The organism is Acinetobacter sp. 251-1, from assembly GCF_030329305.1.
Lineage (GTDB): Bacteria > Pseudomonadota > Gammaproteobacteria > Pseudomonadales > Moraxellaceae > Acinetobacter > Acinetobacter piscicola_A.
In genome coordinates, this window is sequence record NZ_JACANS010000024.1 from 18,899 (window position 1) to 37,904 (window position 19,006).

Genomic DNA, 19,006 nt, shown 5'->3' on the forward strand with positions numbered 1-19,006 from the left:
ACATCACCGATGATTATTCAAAAATATAAAATTGTTTTTGCAGGTTCAATGGGGGCAGGAAAAACCGAAGCGATCAAAGCATTATCTGAAATTCCTGTTTTAGCGACCGAAGCATATAATACTGACCAAGAACGCCATCAGAAACTTAATACTACCGTAGGTATTGATTATGGTGAGATTACCCTTGAAGATGGGAACAAAATTGGGTTATATGGCACACCTGGGCAAGGTCGCTTTGACTTTATGTGGGGCGTCATCTGTCAAGGTGCGATAGGCACCATTATTTTGATTGACCATAGCAACCCTAACAGCCTTGAAGAACTTCAATATTATGTCGATATTTTCAAAAAATATGATGATAACATTGTGATTGGTATTAGTCATTTAGATAAAAATACAGACATTTCTAGCCACAAATACCGCACTTGGCTCATCGAAAACAATTTGAATTATCCATTATTTTTTGTCGATGCTCGCCAAAAAGATGATGTGCTCATGTTACTTGAAACCGTTATTACCACGTTAGAAATTAAATATTTATAGAGAGAATAGAATGCTGAATATCGCTGAACAACGTAGTGCGCCAGATGAATTAATCGATTTTACCAAAGCCGAAATTCATGATGTTTTAATGAATGTAAAAGGAATTGATTTCATTATGGCATGTTCAACCGATGGTTTTGAATTATGCTCGGTGTATCGCAAAAACACCTATAACTCAAGCAAACTTGCAGCTGTCAGTAGTTCTATTTTAGCCATGGTCAGCGCTTTTTTAGGTGAAATCGAATTGGTCGGTTGTAATAGTATTACGCTTGATGCAGAAAATGGTAAAGCAGTTTTAACTGCTGTCCCTGCTGCAAAACATCCCATGGTTTTAGTCACTTTAGCCGCAAAAGATATTTTATTAGGACAATTACTTTATAATCTAAAAACAGCGAGCAATAATATTGCAGCACATAGTTCATAAATCATTTTTAAAAGCCATTTCAAGTGAAATGGCTTTTATTTTGCGCTTCGATCAATCTTTATTGTGTAGCAAATGCAATATTTAGTAAAACTTGGCGCTTTTTCACCTGTTGACCAATTTGTGCAATGATTTCCTGAACAACACCATCACCATCTGATTTAATCTGTTGCTGAATTTTCATCGCTTCTAATACAATTAAAGTCTGACCTTTTGTTACCGTATCACCAACATTCACCAAAATATTAATCATTGAACCATCCATCGGCGCACGGATCTTGCCATCCCCTGCCGCATCAGACGTTTCAGGTACTGCATAAGTAACATTTTCAATACTAATATTGCCATTGACTGCATCTAAGTACAGACGATGACCATCCAAAACATAGTCAATTGAACGGCGTACACCATTTGCAGTGTAAATCAATTTTTGTGCAGTTTGCTCAAGAACTTGGATTGTAAAAATCTGACCGCAAATTTCAACTTCAACCTGATTTTGATCACGTTTCACCAAAAGCTGTAATTGTTGATCATCATGTTTGAGCTTTAATGGCAACGACAAAGCGATCCCTGTATTCCAACTACGATTGCTTGAGGCATTGGTGAATAATGCTGCGCTCACCGCCAAATGCTCTAAGCCCAAAGTTTGCTTATGTAAGCTTACATCATCTTGAAAATATTCTTGGATAAAAGCGGTATTGGTATCACCTTGGACAATAATTGGATGCTTTAATAAATTCACCAAAAATTGCTTATTGCTATTTACCCCTAACAACACACAATCATTGACTGCTCGTGCCAAAAGACGAATCGCATCCTGACGAGTTTTTCCATAAGCAATGACTTTTGCCACCATCGGATCATAGAATGGGCTGATTTCATCTTGGCTCAATAAACCATGATCAATTCGGACATTCGGTAAATCCGCAGGCAACCAACGCTGTACTTGCCCTGTTTGTGGTAAAAAGTCCTGACGTGGATCTTCGGCATATAAACGCACTTCTATCGCATGACCTGTCAACGTCAACTCAGATTGTTGTAAGGGCAATGTCTCACCATTAGCAACTCGGAGTTGCCACTCGACCAGATCAAGCCCTGTAATCAGTTCTGTTACAGGATGCTCAACCTGTAAGCGAGTATTCATTTCTAAAAAATAAAATTCACCTGATTGGTCAAGTAAAAACTCAACTGTTCCTGCACCGACATAATCACATGAACGCGCTGCGGCAACGGCTGCCTCACCCATTTGCTGACGTAAAGTTTCAGTCATGACAGGACACGGTGCTTCTTCCACGACTTTTTGATGACGCCGTTGAATCGAACAATCACGTTCAAAGAGATAGACATAATTACCATGCGTATCACCAAAGACTTGAATTTCCACATGACGTGGTGCGATCACCGCTTTTTCAAGAATGAGCTCACCTGAACCAAAGGCATTTTCTGCTTCAGAACGTGCTGTTTTCAATGCTTCGACGATGTCCGCTGAGCTTTGTACCAAACGCATGCCTCGCCCGCCACCGCCTGCCGAGGCTTTGACCATCAATGGATAACCAATTTGATTAGCTTGCTGTTCCAAATGCTCAATCTTTTGCTGATCGCCCTCATAACCTGGTACACATGGCACACCTGCTTGAATCATCGCGATTTTTGAAAGACGCTTACTGCCCATCAATTCAATTGCAGGCGCGGGTGGTCCAATAAAGGTGATGCCATTTTCAGCACATGCTGCTGCAAATTCTGTATTTTCAGACAAAAATCCATAACCAGGATGCACTGCATCAGCACCAGTTTTTTTACAGGCTTCGATAATATTTTGAATCGACAAATAGGATTCTGAAACTTTTGAAGCTCCGATATATACAGCTTCATCGGCAACTTGCACATGCCGTGCATGACGGTCTGCATCGGAATACACCGCTACAGTTTCATAGCCCATTGCTTGTGCTGTTTTCATCACGCGAACAGCAATTTCACCACGATTCGCCACCAATACTTTTGAAAATGCCATTCTCGTTTTCCCTATTCTTGGTTTTATATTTTGTTCTATAAGTTTGGATGTGAATTACCCACCATCAAACCAACTTGGATTGCGTTTTTGAATAAATGCCATGGTACCTTCCATGCCTTCTTCACTACCTACCGCATTGGCAAATTGTTGCGCGGCATCATCCAACAAACTGTTGAGTGGCTCATTCAATGTACGATGCAATAACGCTTTGGTAACACGAGAAGCATGCGGTGCTGTGCGTTTGATTTGCTGAATGGTTTCAGCCAATAAAATTTCTAAATCGGCAAGATGATCTGCCACTTCATGCACCACACCCACTTTAAGCGCTGTCTGTCCTTCAAAGCGATTGCCCAATAATGCCAAACGACGTGCTTGCGTTAAACCGATGCGTTTCACCACAAAAGGCGCAATCTGTGCAGGAATGACGCCCAAACCTGTTTCGGGCAAACCAAACTTTGCATCAGTAAGACTAATGGCGATATCAGACACACATGCCAAACCAAAACCACCACCCAAAACCGCACCTTCAAGCACAGCCACCACTGTTTGTGGTGCTTGATCGACCTGTTCAATCATGTAACCAAATTGACGGTTAAAATCTGCATAAGGTTGGTTTGAACCTGCACTGGCAGCTTCGCCACGCAGTTGCGCCATGTCTTTGATGTCACCCCCTGCGCAAAAATGTCCACCTTTACCACGTAGAATCACCGCACGGATCGAAAGATCATTTTCAATGGCTTTAAACACTTGTTGAATAGTTTTGACCATATTTAAACTCATGGCATTACGACTTTCTGGTCGGTTGAGCCACACGCTTAAAATACTTCCCTCTTGTTCCAGTTCAATACTGTCATCAAATTGTTGCGAAGTGAGAGCGGCTGAAAGTGTCATACGCATTCTCCTTATTTACGCTTTGACGGCAAAATATCCATCAATTTACAAATAATGCCGAGCATGATTTCATCTGCACCACCACCAATTGAACCTAAACGACCATCACGATACAGTTGCGACGCAGGGTTGTCCCACATAAAACCATTACCCCCCCAAAACTGTAAACAACTATCAGCCACTTCACGGGTTAAACGCCCTGCTTTGAGCTTTGCCATAGATGCAATTTCAGTGGCATTGCCACCTTCCAAATGAATCTGACAGGCACGATAGGTCAAGGCACGTAAAGCTTCGACTTCCGTCATCATTTCTGCAAAACGGAAATGTACATATTGGTTATTAATCAACGGTTGACCGAATGTGGTGCGCTCTTTGGTATATTCAATGGTTTGTTTAATCACATGCTCCAAACCACCAATGGCATTGGCTGCTGCCCACATACGTTCTTCTTGGAATTGCATCATCTGCATCATAAAGCCCATGCCTTCAGCGCCCACCAAGTTACGTTGTGGAACACGGACATTGTCAAAATAGACTTGAGCAGTTGTGGTTGAACGCATTCCCAATTTATTTAATGGCTCTGAAAAACTGATCCCAGCACTTTTTGCAGGGACAATAATCATCGATTTATTGACATGCGGTTTATCGTCAGATGTATTCGCAAGTAAACAGAAGAAATCTGCTTGCAGTGAATTGGTGATCCACATCTTGCTCCCGTTGATGATGTAATCATCACCGTCTTTTTTTGCTGTGGTTTTAATGGCTGCAACGTCTGAACCTGCATGCACTTCTGAAACTGCAATCGAGGCCACATACTCACCCGCAATCGCAGGTGTTAAGAATTCATCTCGTAATTCTTTACTGCCAAAACGTGCTAAAGCAGGTGTTGCCATATCGGTTTGCACACCAATCGCAAGCGGGACACCACCACATGCCGCTCGTCCCAACTCTTCTGCAACCACGAGGTTATAAGAATAATCCAAACCTAAACCACCATTTTCTTCAGGTTTACAAATGCCCAATAAACCCAAATCTGACATTTTTTTAAATACATCGTGAATCGGAAAAATACCTTCCGCTTCCCATGTTGGAATGAATGGATTCAGTTCAGTTTCAACAAACTGGCGTGTGGTACGGCGTAGTGCTTCATGTTCTGGAGTAAATTTCATTGTTTTGTCCTAAATTTATTTTTACTGTTCCATATCATCGTTTTTCAACGATCAATTTTTGATTTTTAAAATCTGGATACGCCAAATTTTGATGCATTCAATTGACGGGTTCTTGACTCATAAATTGTTTTAAATAGAAAAATAAGTACTTTACGTGTGTCTCGTGGGTCAATAATGCCATCATCATGCAGCATGGCCGTATTAAATAAAGCCGTAGATTGCTGCTCTAATTTGACCGCTGTACTTTGTTCTAGAAAATCTAACATTTGTGCATTGGGTTCCATACCCGCAGCTTTTTGCTTTTCTTCAGCCACAATACGTAGAACCTTACCTGCCTGTGCAGAACCCATCACAGCGACATGAGAATTTGGCCATGCAAAAATAAAGTCTGGATCTAAAGGGCGACCACACATCGCATAGTTTCCTGCACCATAAGAACCATGCGCGACTATAGATACTTTTGGAACGGTACAATTAGCTACTGCTTGGATCAATTTCGAACCATGTTTAATAATACCGTTCTGCTCCGCATCTGTTCCCACCATAAAACCTGTGGTGTTATGCAAAAATAATAACGGTCGCTGTGTCTGCTCACAAAGATGAATAAATTGTGCCGCCTTTGCAGCGCCTTGTGTGGTAATTGGGCCATTGTTAGTTATGATGCCAATATTCAAGCCACCGATTTTTGACCATCCACATACCGTATGTGAGTCGTATTCTTGTTTAAACTCGAGAAAGTCTGAATCATCGACCAGACGGGCAATAATCTCTTTCATCTCTAAAGGTTGCTTTGGATCAGTGGGAATAATGCCCAGTAGTTCTTCAATGGCGTAACGCGGTTCTTTATAACTTTCACTCAGTGAATGCGTTTGTTCCTTCCAATTCAAATGTTCAAGAACTTCACGCGCGATTCGTAAACCATCAGCATCATTTTCAGCTAAATATTCTGCAGTACCTGCAACTTGAGCATGCATTTCAGCACCACCCAATTCTTCAGCACTTGCCACTTCACCTGTTGCAGCCAATAACAAAGGTGGTCCAGCTAAAAACATCTCGGTCTTTTTACGCACTGAAATGACGTAATCCGATAAACCCGGTTGGTAGGCACCGCCTGCTGTAGCATTACCATGTACCACAGAAATCTGCGGAATACCCATTGCTGACATACGTGCTTGATTAGCAAAAGTTTTACCACCATCAGTAAATACTTCTGCCGCATAGGTTAGGTTTGCCCCACCACTTTCAGTTAAAGCCACGACAGGAAGTTTCTGCTTCATGGCAATTTCTTGGATACGTAGCGTTTTACGGACACCCATCGGGGAAATTGTGCCCCCTTTAATAGCGCTATTGCTTGCTGTGACTAAACAACGTACACCACTGACAAAACCAATGCCTGCAAGAATTCCCCCACCTGCATCTGAACCATCTTTATCATCATGCATGCCATAGCCAACTAAACTGCATAACTCTACGAAAGGTGAATCTGCATCTAAAATAAGGCGAACACGTTCATGCGGTAAAATTTTACCGCGTTTATCAAACTTCGGTTTGGCGGCATAAGATTTTTCAATACTCTTATTTTGCACAGCACGAACTTCGGCAATTTGAGCTAAAAGTGTTGCCTTATTTTGTTCATATTGTTCACTACCCACAGCAATTTCAGATTGGAGAATCGTCATGAATTTTCCCCTGTAGATTTATTGTGTTGTGTTGGCTTCTGCTCTTGCGCTTGGGTAGAGCGTTGCTCTACTTTTCCAAGCTCATCTTTTAATACATCTGGTATAAAGGCACGATGGAAACCATTGAACGAGACACTATTGGTTGCATCAGCCAGTGGATACATTCGTGTACCTTGTGAAGCTGCACCATCCACTCGTAGTGTTACCCCTGAAATAAAACCTGCTGCTTCTGAAAGTAAATAAACAATTGCCGATGAAATTTCTGACTCCGTACCCATACGTTTTAAAGGCACATTACCAGCAAGACTTGGAATAATAAATTTGGCAAAATCACCCGAATAATTGTCCATGCCCGATGACACAATCCATCCCGGTGCAACACAGTTGACTCGAACGCCTGAATGTCCCCATTCAACCGCAGCCGTTTTGGTCAGATTATCCACGCCTGAACGTGCTGCACCTGAATGCCCCATCCCCGGCATTCCACCCCACATGTCTGCCGCCATATTGACGATACTACCGCCATGTTTTGCCATCCATTGGTTATAGGCTTCTTTCATTAAGTAAAATGTTGAATGCAGGTTATTACGTACCACTGCATCAAAACCATTTGCTGAGATGCCTTCTAAATTTGACGGAAATTGACCGCCCGCGTTATTCACCAAGCCATCGAGCTTGCCGAATTTTTCAAGCACTTCGGCAATCATGTTTTTGACTTGCTGTTCTTCACGGTTATCACAAACGATAAAATGAACCTTGCCACCATCTTCCGTGATTTCAGCACTGACTTTTTCCAATTTTTCAATTTTGCGTCCTGTGATCACCACTTGCGCACCCAATGCCGCCAACTCATGTGCAGTACAACGCCCGATGCCTGAGCCACCACCTGTCACAATAACGACTTTGTCCTGAAAAGCATCTGATCTAAATATTGAGTGATAATGCATTTTTTATTTCCAATTTGTTTTCTTAAATCCCCTCTCCTCTTAGGAGAGGGTCAGGGAAAGGTTATTTCCAATGTGTTTTCTTTGACTTCCTAAAAGCCCCTCATCCCCTTGCGGACTTTCAGTCCTCATCCCAAAGGGAGAAGGAGTTTTCCATTACGAAAATGATTGGAAAGATCCCCCTCTCCTTTCAGGAGAGGGTTAGGGAGAGGTGTTTTTAAATAAAAATCCCCACTTTAAAAAGGGGAAATTTCATCTTTCCATATCAATTACCAACTAATCCTTTCGGCACTTTCACAGGCATATCCAACAACTGTTGTGCGAAGGCTTTACCTTGTGGGTCAATACGCAGACTCGCAATACCACCACCACCTAAAGCATTTTCCAATAGAATGTTTAAGGCACTAAAACCTTCAATCTCATAGCGAATGACTTTGCTTGTTTCAGGATTCAGCACGTGTTGCATATATTTCGCGACATTTTCAGCAGTTAAATTGGCACGAATCCACGGTAAAAATTCAGGTTGACGAGCGATAACCCCGATATTGCTGTGATTACCTTTATCACCACTGCGCGCATGGGCAATATCCACCAATGCCACTTCGACTTCATCGCCAGTAAATTGTGTAGTTTCACCTACCGCCAGTTGCTCAAAGGATTGATCTGCCAAACCTTGAGGAATAGTGACTTTTTGACGTTGACTATTGATGTCTATTTCAACATTGAGCTTGGATTTATCAACAAGGAAAGAGAATAATTTGATCACAGGTGAAGCTTTGGGACGACCGCCGACAATACCCGCCAATGCAGGTGCCATGCCTGTTGATGCTTGTGCAATTTCCGAAGCAAAGAACATACAAGCTTCTTTAAACATGTGTTTCACTGCGATTTTCACCACAACTTCACGGCTTTCGGTATGTCGGGCATTTGCCCCATAGGTACTTTCTATACCCAAAATTTCAACCGATTTTTCTTGAAATGGTGGAACAGAACGCAAAGCTAAAACGCGTTCACATTTATTTAAAATGGCGTCGGCAATGACTTGTGCCTTTTCAGGTGCTTCACGCCCTGCAATCAGGAAACTCACCAAGACCCGATAACCATCAGGATAAGTGGCACTGACTTTATACTGCTGTGTCGGTGCACGCCCTGTTGCCCCTGTCACTAAAACTCGGTGCTCAGCGACTTGTTCTAATTTGACCTGACTGAAATCACAGCTTACATCAGGTAATAAATAAGCTTGCGGATTGCCAATTTCATAGACAATCTGCTCGGCAACCGTTGCTGTTGAAACCAAACCACCTGTGCCTTTGGGTTTCGTGACAATAAAAGAGGCATCTTCTTTGACTTCAACGATGGGAAAACCCATATTGTCAAAGCCTTCAACCAAACGCCAATCGGTAAAATTTCCGCCTGTACATTGCGCACCACATTCAATGATATGTCCTGCCAATGAACCCTGCGCAAGCTTGTCATAATCATCAACTGACCACTGATATTCATGCATCAAAGGTGCAAGCACAACGGCTGAATCAACCACACGCCCTGTAATCACAATATCTGCACCTGCATCCAAGGCATCACGAATTGGAATCGCACCGAGGTAAGCATTACAACTTGCTAAATGACTTGGCAGCTCTTCGCCACTGAACATTTCTTTGATATTTTGGCTCTTTAATTCAGCCAAATTCGGCATCAGGTCATCCCCCAACACCACAGCCACTTTTAAATTCAGACCTTGTGCTTCAATGACTTTTTGTAAAGCATCACGACATGCCAATGGATTTACCCCACCTGCATTGCTGATCACTTTAATGTTTTTTTCACTGATTTTTTTCAGCAATGGCATCATGACACGACTGACAAAATCAAGCGCATAGCCGTGTTCGGGATTGGTCATCATGGCTTTTGCCATAATGGACATGGTGATTTCTGAAAGATAATCAAAGACTAAATAATTGATATCGGATAAATGTACCAATTGGAATGCGGCGGTATTGGTATCTCCCCAAAAACCAGAAGCACATCCAATTTTGACTATACGTTGATCTTCCATTTTCGCACCCTTTCCACAGCCCGATTGTTTTCATTGTTGTGAATAAAATTTATACTCCAATCTACCAAGCAAGCGCTTGGTTTGTAAAGTACAAAATGTTATGCTGAATTGGCAAATGTGTTTATTTTGCTATAAAAAACCATAAACCATTCATTTATTTGGAAAAATAACGATGATCGCCTGCTCCATAAATGAAATTCAACCGATTGCCTGCTTCGATGCAAGTGCTCGTGGGCGTTTATTACAAGGCGCTGCCTATTTATTTCATAAGCAAGGTTATGAAAAAACCACGGTGCGTGAGTTGGCAAATTTTATTGGCATTCAGTCGGGTAGCTTGTTTCATCATTTTAAAAGTAAGGATGATATTCTTGCCAATGTGATGCACGAAACCATCATTTATAACCATGCTCGTTTGTTGGATGCGACTGCACAATCGGAGGATGCTGAGCAACAATTGAAATATTTAATCAAAGCAGAATTGACCTCCATTACAGGCGATACAGGTTCGGCAATGGCGGTTTTGGTCTATGAATGGTTTGCGCTGTCAAAAGAACGTCAGGATGAATTGTTGAAACTGCGTCATGATTATGAGCAAATTTGGCTCAATGTGATTGAACAATTACGCCTACAAAATAAAATTCAGCATGATGCTTTTATTTGGCGACGTTTGCTCGGTGGTGCGATTGCATGGACGGTGACTTGGTATAACCCAAATGGCAAAATTTCTTTGGAGCAATTGACAGAAATGGTTTGGGAAATGGTGATGAGGTAAAATAAATAAGATCATTGAACCCAATTAACGAGTATACCTATGCTTATCAATCTCATCGTTCTAAAAGTAGAAAATATCGAACGATCTAAAAATTTTTATCGCCAATTTGGACTTGAATTCCAAACAGAACAACATGGAAATGGACCTCAACATTATTCTTGTATGATGAATGGACTCGTTTTTGAAATATATCCTGCCACCACTGATCTAAGCAATTTAACGCAAAATATAAGATTAGGTTTTCACGTTGAAAACTTAGTTGAATTACTGAAAAATATGATTGATATTGAAAAAATAATATTACAGCCTCAACTCACTTCATTTGGCTTTCGAGCAGTCATTATGAATAATGATCGACATATCATCGAATTAACTGAACGATCTAAATAAAAACTAAACGACATGACTTAACGCACCTCATTAAAAAGTTATTTTTCTTGTCATTCATTTTTGCTAATCTACTGACTTTAAAACAATTAAACCAAAACAATGAATCCAGTCCAACATGCTCAAATTTCACAAAAACGTAGGGGTGGCGAACTCGAAGATTATATCGACATTCACGCCTTAATCGACAGCACTAAAATGCTCTGTACCGACAACCGCCATCGAATTTTGCATACTTTTTGGGGCGTGCAAGAAGTCATTATTCCAATTTTTGGTCATCATTTTCAAAACAGTGCAGGCTCAAGTATTGAAGTCAAAGACCTTTGTGAAAAAGATCATTTATTGGTGGATTTTCATCATCGCTTTATTCCAACTTTGGGCGATTTTGTGGCAGCAATGCAAGATATTCCAACCGAAGGTTTAGCCAAACGTTTAGAAAAATTCCATACCGAAGTCATTGATGACCCAAAACTTTCAGCCACTCTACTTTCCCCCTTGTCAGTGACAGGTCAGCTCAAGTCTTTACTCATCACACATAACAGTTGGTTTATTAACACCATTTTACCCATGATGGGCAAAAGTGAAGCCAAGTTCATCGAGTTTGATATCACCCCTGCCATGTTTTTCAATCCGATGCGTTTTGAACTTTGGATGGACAATGGCACGGTTGTTCCACCAAGTGCATTAAAACTTCAAGAATTGAAAACAAAAATTGCTTAATTCTATTTTTAGAAAAGGAAAAAATACTATGACCACTCAATACGTCATCCGCCACAATGACTTTGCCTATAATGATGAATGGTATCAAACCCACACCCCAATTTTAGGCGCAATACAAGCAGTTTATACAGATAAATCGGAAGCCGAAACAGCCTATAAACAGCTGATTGTTGAGGCTTTATATCATAATGATGACCTGAGTAATTATGATATTGGCAACGGCTATGCTGATGACGCAACCTATGAAAATTTAGAAGCCTTTGTACTAGAAAAAACAGGCGAAGAATTTGACACCGATGATGAAATTCCAGAAATGGAACTTGAGGATGCTTTTCAATTTGCGCAAATTGCAGGAATTTTACATTACCAACTGATTGAAATTGATCAAACTCAGCCCATTCATATCCTTTGGTCAAATACACAAAATGATTATCTCAAAGGAGAATATAACAATACTTTTGATAGTCTCGACGAAAATTTTGCGGATCGAGAGGATTTAGATCTGTATATTTTTGAAGATGATTTTACTCAAGATGTTATTGGGCACGACTTAAATGAATTAAGTGATAGTCCTGAATTATTAAAAAATCTTATCCATACCCTTTCAGACATCACCTATGATGTTGATACAAATAGCATCACTGAGATTGATTGGTACAACCTTGCTTTCACCGACTTAAAATCACTCAATGCATTACTCAAACAATCCATTTTTGAAGTGAGACAAATTAGCTTAGAACAACTCAATAAAATCAGCAATGGAGAAGAAGATGAGTAATAACAAATATGTGATTCGCCATCAATCATTTGGTTATAATGATGAATGGTATGTGCTTGATTGGGCAATGCAAGGGGCAATTAAAGCGGTCTACAGTGATCAACGTGAAGCTGAAGAGCAGTATAAAAAATTGATTGTACGTGCCTTATATCAAGATGATTACTATAATTTTTCCATTGCAAATGGCGAAGGTGATGACCAACAATATGCAGCCATTGCAGCCTTTATCTTAGAAAAAACGGGCGAAGAATTTGATGGTGAATCGATTCCCGAAATGAATGAAGATGATGCTTTTGAGTTTGCTAAACTTTCAGGCATTTTGCATTATCAGCTCATTGAAATTGATGATTCATTACCGAATTACGTACTTTTCAACCCAGCAACCCAAAGCTATGTCTATGCCTCTACACCTGAAGAATCCGTACTCTTAACAGGTCAAAATGAACTGTTTTTATTTGATGATAAAAACTATGTTGATGATTATTGGCAAGAACAAACCATTAACGATTTTTTTGCTGATCTAAAACTTGAATTGAATGGTACATTAGAAGAACTGAGTGATTCACCGACATTATTGCAACAACTCATTGATGATAATTTTTGGCTCAGTTATGAAAATCAACAATTAAAAGTCAAAAGTTTTGCTGACCAAGACTCATTTAATTGGATCAAGTCACTCAATGCTTTGCTGAAAGACCCGATTTTTGAAATTCGTCAGGTGACATTAGAAGAACTCGCAACACTCAATTAAACATTTCTTAATATCACAGATGAAATGCGGTGAAAATTTTCACCGCATTGATTCTAAAGCTTCCAGCAAACTAGTACCCTAACTGACGACTTGCCAAATCTTTCATGATTTCTTCAGCGCCACCACCGATCATATTTACTTTGACGTCACGGTAAATACGCTCAGATTTTGTGCCACGCATGAAGCCCATGCCACCCAGTGTTTGCACCGCTGCATCTGCACAAAACTGCATGGTTTGTGTTGCAACATTTTTTAGCATACAAATCTGTGCAATCAATTCATTGCCTTGTAACTCAGGTCGTCCCAAACGATAAGCTGTATCTTCAAGTAAAGCGCGTGTCGTGGTTAAACGTGTTGCCATATCGACCAATTTATGACGTACAACTTGATGATCGACCAAGCGCTTACCAAAAGTCTTACGCTCTTTTGCCCATTCTAAAGCTTCTTCATAACAGGTCAAAGCAAAACCATAACTACTGGCTGCAAGAAAGAAACGCTCCATGTTGAAGTTATTCATAATGACAAGAAAGCCCATATTTTCAACACCCAACAAATTTTTTACAGGGACACGGACATTGTCAAAATGTAAATGTGCGGTATCTGAAGCCCACCAGCCCATTTTATCGAGCTTAGATTTGCTGATCCCTTCACTATGTGCATCAATCAACAACATAGAAATGCCATTCGGACCTTTGGCATCGGGGTCAGTACGCACTGCAACCGTATAATAATCTGCTCGCATTCCCGAAGTAATAAAGGTCTTTTCCCCACTGACAATGTAATCATCTCCATCCCGAAAAGCTTTGGTTTTTAATGCTGCGACATCTGAGCCGCCAGTGGGTTCTGTAATTGCTAAAGCAGATATTTTTTCACCTGCCAATATTTTCGTTAAAACCGTTTCTTTAATTTCAGCAGATGCAAAATGATTAATCGGTGGGGCACCAATGGAGTGCGAAAGCAATGATGCGCACAAACCACCTGAACCTGTTTTTGCCAATTCGATCGAAGACAATAAAACATGAAATGCATCGGTCTGTGCAATACCCCCATAAGTTTCATCAAACCCTAATCCAAGTAATCCAATATCAGCTGCTTTTTTATAAAGTTCACGTGGAAAAGTTTCAGCATCTTCCCATTCATTTACATAAGGCAGCATTTCCTTTTGTACAAATCTTCGTACTGAATCGGAAAATTCAAAATGTTGCGGGCTATAGTAAATTGGATTCGGCTTCATTTTTATACACTTCCTTATTAATTTTCAAACTTATAGTGACAGATTTTTAAGCTTTTCAATGTGCTAAAAGCATCATTTAAACCCGAAAGTCATGATCTTTTCAGCCAAAACATAACTTTCATTTGACTCACAAATATTGATTTTTTATGACAGCAAAATCCTTTACAATCTTGAACTATTTGCTTTTTATTATGATGTACCGATGATCACACTGTCTCAATTTTTATCTCGTTTTAGCACTGTCACTCTTCAACGCAGTCTAAATTATGTAAAAAAAATTGACGTGGCAAATTTAGAAACACATCTTGACAATAACCGCTTGGACATTGAAGCACAAATTGAAGGCAATGATTGGTATGATACTTTTATTCGTGTTGACCTCAACAAGAGCAGCATCATAGATAATGAATGCAGTTGCCCTGTCGGTTTTAATTGTAAACATGCAGCAGCATTAGCACATTATTATTATAATCATCAACATGAAAAGCCATTCAAAAAACGATCAGATTACCATCCTCATCAATCTCATAAAAATACAGCAACGCATTCAGTACATCATCAATCAAATCACGCCACACATGACACTGCCAAAGCATGGCTGGAGCAGTTCCGCCAACAATTAGCCCTTGAAAAATCGACACAAATCTTAAAACATCACCAACTCATCTATATTTTTGAACCGAAGAAAAATTCAAAAAAATTACAATTAACAGTCAATAAAGCACGTCGCATTAAAGATGGTAGTATCAGTAGAACGGAGCATTATACTAGTTATGACAATGTGCCTAATGGCCGCTTAAAAGTATCCAATGAAGATAAAAATATTTTTAATCATCTCTATTTTTTTGCAAAACTAAACTTCAACCATGCAAATATATATAACTATCCACCCACGTGGGACATTTCAGGTATTTACCAAGAACAACTCAAAATGGTGATTCAAAAAGGTGTTTGTTATCATCTAAATACCCTCAATTCTGCACTCACATGGTCTGATGAACTTTATCAACTTGAATTTAATTGGCATGCACAACCTGCGCAAAAAACTGAAAAATTAAAAGCACAATTTTTTGACCAAAGTCATCAAAAATTAGATGCTGAGCATAACCAACAGATTTATATTATTCATTCACATCCTTTGAGTTACCTTGATGCTGTTAAAAATCAGGTGGGCGTATTAGAGTCGTCTTATTCAAGTGAAATGATTGAAGAATTAATCAATATGCCGCAACTTCCTGCGGATCTTTTAGCTGAGTTTGAACAAGTCATTCAACCCTATTCTGCTTTTGGAGATTTGCCCCAAACACAATTTTCACAAAACTTAGAAACGATTCAAGGTCAACCGATTCCGATTATACGTTTTGGTGGATTTCCACAATATCATCGTTTAAGCGATATGTATCACTATGCCATTGCTGAAATTGAATTTGAATATCCATCAGGACGAATCAAAGCAGGCGTCACTGAGGAATATGTCATTCAAATTTTGAATGAAAAAGCAGTCAAACAACAACGTGATTTAAAATTTGAAAAACAACAAGTTGAATCTTTAAAAAAATTAATCCCCTCTTTTCAATGGCTCACACAAATCAATAAAAACAAACGCCCTGCGTTTGACACAATGACTGAAAACTCAATTATTTGTGCTGATCCAAAAGATTGGATTCATCACCTGATTCCTGCAAATAAAATTGAACAATTAGGATGGAAAGTTGAACATACACCCGACAGCTTATTTCAATTATTAGCAACACAAAATTTTCAATTAAATTTAGTGGAGTCAACAAAAAAACAAAATTGGTTTGAAGTCGGTGCAACAGTTCAAGACCTTGAGGGTAACACATATGATGTCATCCAACTTTTAGCACATCTTGTTGCTAAAATGCCCACCATGTTAGATCCTGAATTCATTGAAGAATTAGAAGATGATGGCTACTTTATCGTAAATTTAGGTGATCAAAAACCACAATTGACCTTAAAAGTACAAGAAATAAAACCTATTTTTATTTATCTTAAAGAGATCTTGCAACATCCTGATTCAGCAGGATTTGATCGCCATGATGCAGCACAACTTATTGATTTAAAACATACTTTAGGTATGCCATGGCAAAGTTCAGAACCTTTATACCAATTTGCCCATAAACTCAATCAATGCTACCAACAACAAATTGCAACGCCTCAAGGCTTTCGAGGTGAATTACGTCCTTATCAACAACAAGGCTTAGGTTGGTTACAATTTTTACGTGAAACCCACCATGGCGGTATTCTTGCTGATGATATGGGTTTAGGCAAAACAGCTCAGACCTTGGCACATTTATTGATCGAAAAACAAGCGGGAAGACTTGATGAGCGTCCTGCCTTAATTATTGCACCGACATCATTAATGCAAAATTGGCGTAAAGAAGCAGAAAAATTTGCACCTGAATTAAAAGTTTTAATTTTACAGGGGCAAAATCGTCTTGAGCATTTCGAAAATATTCCACATGCAGATCTTATTCTCAGTACCTACCCACTTTTAGTGCGTGATGAAGAATATATTTTGAAATATCAATATCATATTCTAATTTTGGATGAAGCTCAAAATATCAAAAACCCACGTGCAAAAGCGGCTCAAGTGGTGAGACAAATTCAAGCTCAGCATCGCCTGTGCTTAACAGGCACGCCAATAGAAAACCATTTAGGCGAACTTTGGTCATTATTCCACTTTTTAATGCCAGGGTTCTTATATACACAGGATGTATTTAATAAAAAGTATCGTACGCCGATTGAAAAAGAAGGCGATACAATGATCAAAAATCGCTTAGTTGCTCGTATTAAACCTTTTATGTTACGCCGTTTAAAAACTGATGTTGCTCAAGAACTGCCAGAAAAAACAACAATTGAAGTGAATATTGACATGAATGAACAGCAGTCAAAACTATATGAAGCTGTTCGAGCAACCATGCAAAAAGATATTCGCGAACTTATTGCAGCTCGGGGCTTTAAACGTAGCCAAATTCAAATTTTAAGTGCATTATTAAAACTCAGACAAATCTGCTGTCATCCTCATCTGTTACAGCTAGACTATCTTAAAGATGACAATATTCAGTCTGCAAAATTAGATCAACTGATTGAAATGCTGACCAATATGGTCGAAGAAGGACGTAAAATTTTAGTTTTTTCACAATTTACAAGCATGTTGCAACTTATTGAAAATCAATTAAATACTCTAAAAATAAAGCATACCAAATTAACTGGAAAAACAAAAAAACGAGATGAAGTGATTACAGCCTTTCAATCTGGCGATATCCCAGTATTTTTAATCAGTTTAAAAGCTGGAGGGGTTGGCTTAAATCTGACAGCAGCTGATACTGTAATTCATTATGATCCATGGTGGAATCCGGCTGCTGAAGATCAGGCATCTGACCGAGCTTGGCGAATTGGTCAAGACAAACCTGTGTTTGTTTATAAACTAATTACAAATCAAAGTATAGAAGAAAAAATTTTAGCTTTGCAAAAAAATAAAGCCCAATTAACCCAATCAATTCTCAGCACAGACCATGAACATGAAGTAAAATTAACTGAAGAAGATGTAATGAAATTACTTGAATAAAAATTGCATTATGTATCTATCACATTGTATTTTAAACAAACACATCACAATTCTTTTTTTTCATTTGGAATAAAATAGATGGAAAATAATTTAGAACAACAAAGTAAAAACTCATTTATTGTAAAACTATATCCTGTAGAACATTTACAATTTTTATTGACTACAGGACCCGATTTAATCAGTACACAAATCAAAAAAGGACAGTATTGGGATCAATTGATTTTAGTTTTATCAGAGCACTTTTTAAAAGATATAGATCATCCCATATTTATTGATATTGGTGCCAATTTAGGTGCTATTTCCATTCCAATTGCGAAACACATTCAACCACGACAAGGTGTCGTGCATAGCTTTGAAGCACAACGAGCGGTATTTTATCAACTCTGTGGCAATATTTTTGCTAATCATCTTACACAAACTTGTCATGCTCATCACTTAGCGATTGGAAATAAACAAGGCACCATTCAAGTACCCATTTTAGATTTACATACCGACATCAATGTTGGTGCATTATCTTTAGATGCCGAAATTCGCGCTGAACAAAGCGAACACCATTTCGCTCATCATCATGATAAAAAATATGAGTCTGTAGATTTACAAAAAATAGATCATTTAACACTCCCCTCCGCGGACCTTATTAAAATTGACGTCGAAGGTATGGAGCTAGATGTCATTAAAGGAGCAAAAAAGTGGTTAAAATACAGTAATTACCCTCCGATTTTTCTTGAAGTATGGGGTGACTATATGAAAAAACAAAAAACTAAAAAAGAAAAATTAATTAAATATCTAACAACTGATCTTGGTTATGAATTATTTTTTATAGATGAACTTTGCATTGCCCAACATGTGACACGTAAAAAATATAATATCATTTTGAATGATCAAGATAGACAAGTTTATTTAGAAAAACTAGCATAATGCTCTAGAAAACATGCAAGAAGACAATTAAATCAATAAAATATAACAAGGAATAATTGAAATAATTATTCCTTATTTATAAATACTATTTTCCCACCCGCCATAAAAAACACCCCCAACCATAAGGTTGGGGGTGTTTA

The 19,006-nt window shown here is 39.0% G+C and carries 16 protein-coding genes; 9 read left to right on the forward strand and 7 right to left on the reverse strand.

Annotated elements, in window-relative coordinates:
* Positions 1-9: 9 nt before the first annotated feature.
* Entirely contained in the window at positions 10-543 is a 534-nt protein-coding gene (locus HX129_RS15960; RefSeq protein WP_130074992.1) for a GTP-binding protein, read from the forward strand.
* A 10-nt stretch (positions 544-553) separates the two neighbouring features.
* Entirely contained in the window at positions 554-967 is a 414-nt protein-coding gene (locus tag HX129_RS15965; protein ID WP_130074991.1) for a roadblock/LC7 domain-containing protein, read from the forward strand.
* A gap of 58 nt (positions 968-1,025) precedes the next feature.
* Here HX129_RS15965 and HX129_RS15970 read toward each other — a convergent pair whose 3' ends face one another.
* The 6 genes from HX129_RS15970 to HX129_RS15995 form a co-directional block, all read right to left on the reverse strand.
* Positions 1,026-2,975 (reverse strand): acetyl/propionyl/methylcrotonyl-CoA carboxylase subunit alpha, encoded by a 1,950-nt coding sequence (locus HX129_RS15970; protein WP_286435022.1) that lies wholly within the window; start codon positions 2,973-2,975, stop codon positions 1,026-1,028.
* A 54-nt stretch (positions 2,976-3,029) separates the two neighbouring features.
* Positions 3,030-3,866, reverse strand: a complete 837-nt coding sequence (locus tag HX129_RS15975; RefSeq protein ID WP_180045624.1) for an enoyl-CoA hydratase/isomerase family protein — start codon at positions 3,864-3,866, stop codon at positions 3,030-3,032.
* A gap of 11 nt (positions 3,867-3,877) precedes the next feature.
* Entirely contained in the window at positions 3,878-5,035 is a 1,158-nt protein-coding gene (locus HX129_RS15980) for an acyl-CoA dehydrogenase family protein (protein ID WP_107008102.1), read from the reverse strand.
* A gap of 65 nt (positions 5,036-5,100) precedes the next feature.
* Positions 5,101-6,714, reverse strand: a complete 1,614-nt coding sequence (locus tag HX129_RS15985) for an acyl-CoA carboxylase subunit beta (protein WP_286435021.1) — start codon at positions 6,712-6,714, stop codon at positions 5,101-5,103.
* Complete coding sequence (locus tag HX129_RS15990) at positions 6,711-7,661, reverse strand: SDR family oxidoreductase (protein ID WP_286435020.1); 951 nt, start codon at positions 7,659-7,661, stop codon at positions 6,711-6,713. The genes HX129_RS15985 and HX129_RS15990 overlap by 4 nt, the downstream gene beginning before the upstream one ends.
* A 262-nt stretch (positions 7,662-7,923) precedes the next feature.
* The gene (locus tag HX129_RS15995; protein WP_286435019.1) at positions 7,924-9,714 is read right to left on the reverse strand and encodes an acyclic terpene utilization AtuA family protein; all 1,791 of its coding nucleotides are present in this window, start codon (positions 9,712-9,714) and stop codon (positions 7,924-7,926) included.
* Between the two features lie 172 nt (positions 9,715-9,886).
* On the opposite strand from HX129_RS15995, the gene HX129_RS16000 reads away from it, so the two are divergent.
* The 5 genes from HX129_RS16000 to HX129_RS16020 all read left to right on the forward strand — a co-directional run bounded on the left by HX129_RS16000 (position 9,887) and on the right by HX129_RS16020 (position 13,122).
* The gene (locus tag HX129_RS16000) at positions 9,887-10,486 is read left to right on the forward strand and encodes a TetR/AcrR family transcriptional regulator (RefSeq protein ID WP_286435018.1); all 600 of its coding nucleotides are present in this window, start codon (positions 9,887-9,889) and stop codon (positions 10,484-10,486) included.
* Positions 10,487-10,525: 39 nt separating this feature from the next.
* The gene (locus HX129_RS16005) at positions 10,526-10,876 is read left to right on the forward strand and encodes a VOC family protein (RefSeq protein WP_286435017.1); all 351 of its coding nucleotides are present in this window, start codon (positions 10,526-10,528) and stop codon (positions 10,874-10,876) included.
* Positions 10,877-10,975: 99 nt separating this feature from the next.
* Positions 10,976-11,593 (forward strand): DUF6915 family protein, encoded by a 618-nt coding sequence (locus tag HX129_RS16010; protein ID WP_130074983.1) that lies wholly within the window; start codon positions 10,976-10,978, stop codon positions 11,591-11,593.
* 28 nt (positions 11,594-11,621) lie between these two features.
* A complete protein-coding gene (locus HX129_RS16015; RefSeq protein WP_286435015.1) occupies positions 11,622-12,371 on the forward strand; it encodes a hypothetical protein in 750 nt (249 codons plus the stop codon).
* Positions 12,364-13,122 (forward strand): hypothetical protein, encoded by a 759-nt coding sequence (locus HX129_RS16020; RefSeq protein ID WP_286435014.1) that lies wholly within the window; start codon positions 12,364-12,366, stop codon positions 13,120-13,122. Before HX129_RS16015 ends, HX129_RS16020 begins: the two co-directional genes overlap by 8 nt.
* Positions 13,123-13,192: 70 nt before the next feature.
* Here HX129_RS16020 and HX129_RS16025 read toward each other — a convergent pair whose 3' ends face one another.
* A complete protein-coding gene (locus tag HX129_RS16025; RefSeq protein ID WP_180045617.1) occupies positions 13,193-14,356 on the reverse strand; it encodes an acyl-CoA dehydrogenase family protein in 1,164 nt (387 codons plus the stop codon).
* Between the two features lie 202 nt (positions 14,357-14,558).
* On the opposite strand from HX129_RS16025, the gene HX129_RS16030 reads away from it, so the two are divergent.
* Together HX129_RS16030 and HX129_RS16035 are read left to right on the forward strand one after the other, a co-directional pair.
* Entirely contained in the window at positions 14,559-17,948 is a 3,390-nt protein-coding gene (locus HX129_RS16030) for a DEAD/DEAH box helicase (protein ID WP_286435013.1), read from the forward strand.
* A gap of 78 nt (positions 17,949-18,026) precedes the next feature.
* On the forward strand, positions 18,027-18,866 hold the full coding sequence (locus HX129_RS16035; RefSeq protein WP_286435012.1) for an FkbM family methyltransferase: 840 nt from the start codon (positions 18,027-18,029) through the stop codon (positions 18,864-18,866).
* Positions 18,867-19,006 lie beyond the last annotated feature (140 nt).

Bases quoted from the DNA above. Each gene is read 5' to 3' on its own strand.
- HX129_RS15960 (WP_130074992.1), top strand. From the start codon at position 10: ATGATTATTCAAAAATATAAAATTGTTTTTGCAGGTTCAATGGGGGCA.
- HX129_RS15965 (WP_130074991.1), top strand. From the start codon at position 554: ATGCTGAATATCGCTGAACAACGTAGTGCGCCAGATGAATTAATCGAT.
- HX129_RS15970 (WP_286435022.1), bottom strand. From the start codon at position 2,975: ATGGCATTTTCAAAAGTATTGGTGGCGAATCGTGGTGAAATTGCTGTT.
- HX129_RS15975 (WP_180045624.1), bottom strand. From the start codon at position 3,866: ATGACACTTTCAGCCGCTCTCACTTCGCAACAATTTGATGACAGTATT.
- HX129_RS15980 (WP_107008102.1), bottom strand. From the start codon at position 5,035: ATGAAATTTACTCCAGAACATGAAGCACTACGCCGTACCACACGCCAG.
- HX129_RS15985 (WP_286435021.1), bottom strand. From the start codon at position 6,714: ATGACGATTCTCCAATCTGAAATTGCTGTGGGTAGTGAACAATATGAA.
- HX129_RS15990 (WP_286435020.1), bottom strand. From the start codon at position 7,661: ATGCATTATCACTCAATATTTAGATCAGATGCTTTTCAGGACAAAGTC.
- HX129_RS15995 (WP_286435019.1), bottom strand. From the start codon at position 9,714: ATGGAAGATCAACGTATAGTCAAAATTGGATGTGCTTCTGGTTTTTGG.
- HX129_RS16000 (WP_286435018.1), top strand. From the start codon at position 9,887: ATGATCGCCTGCTCCATAAATGAAATTCAACCGATTGCCTGCTTCGAT.
- HX129_RS16005 (WP_286435017.1), top strand. From the start codon at position 10,526: ATGCTTATCAATCTCATCGTTCTAAAAGTAGAAAATATCGAACGATCT.
- HX129_RS16010 (WP_130074983.1), top strand. From the start codon at position 10,976: ATGAATCCAGTCCAACATGCTCAAATTTCACAAAAACGTAGGGGTGGC.
- HX129_RS16015 (WP_286435015.1), top strand. From the start codon at position 11,622: ATGACCACTCAATACGTCATCCGCCACAATGACTTTGCCTATAATGAT.
- HX129_RS16020 (WP_286435014.1), top strand. From the start codon at position 12,364: ATGAGTAATAACAAATATGTGATTCGCCATCAATCATTTGGTTATAAT.
- HX129_RS16025 (WP_180045617.1), bottom strand. From the start codon at position 14,356: ATGAAGCCGAATCCAATTTACTATAGCCCGCAACATTTTGAATTTTCC.
- HX129_RS16030 (WP_286435013.1), top strand. From the start codon at position 14,559: ATGATCACACTGTCTCAATTTTTATCTCGTTTTAGCACTGTCACTCTT.
- HX129_RS16035 (WP_286435012.1), top strand. From the start codon at position 18,027: ATGGAAAATAATTTAGAACAACAAAGTAAAAACTCATTTATTGTAAAA.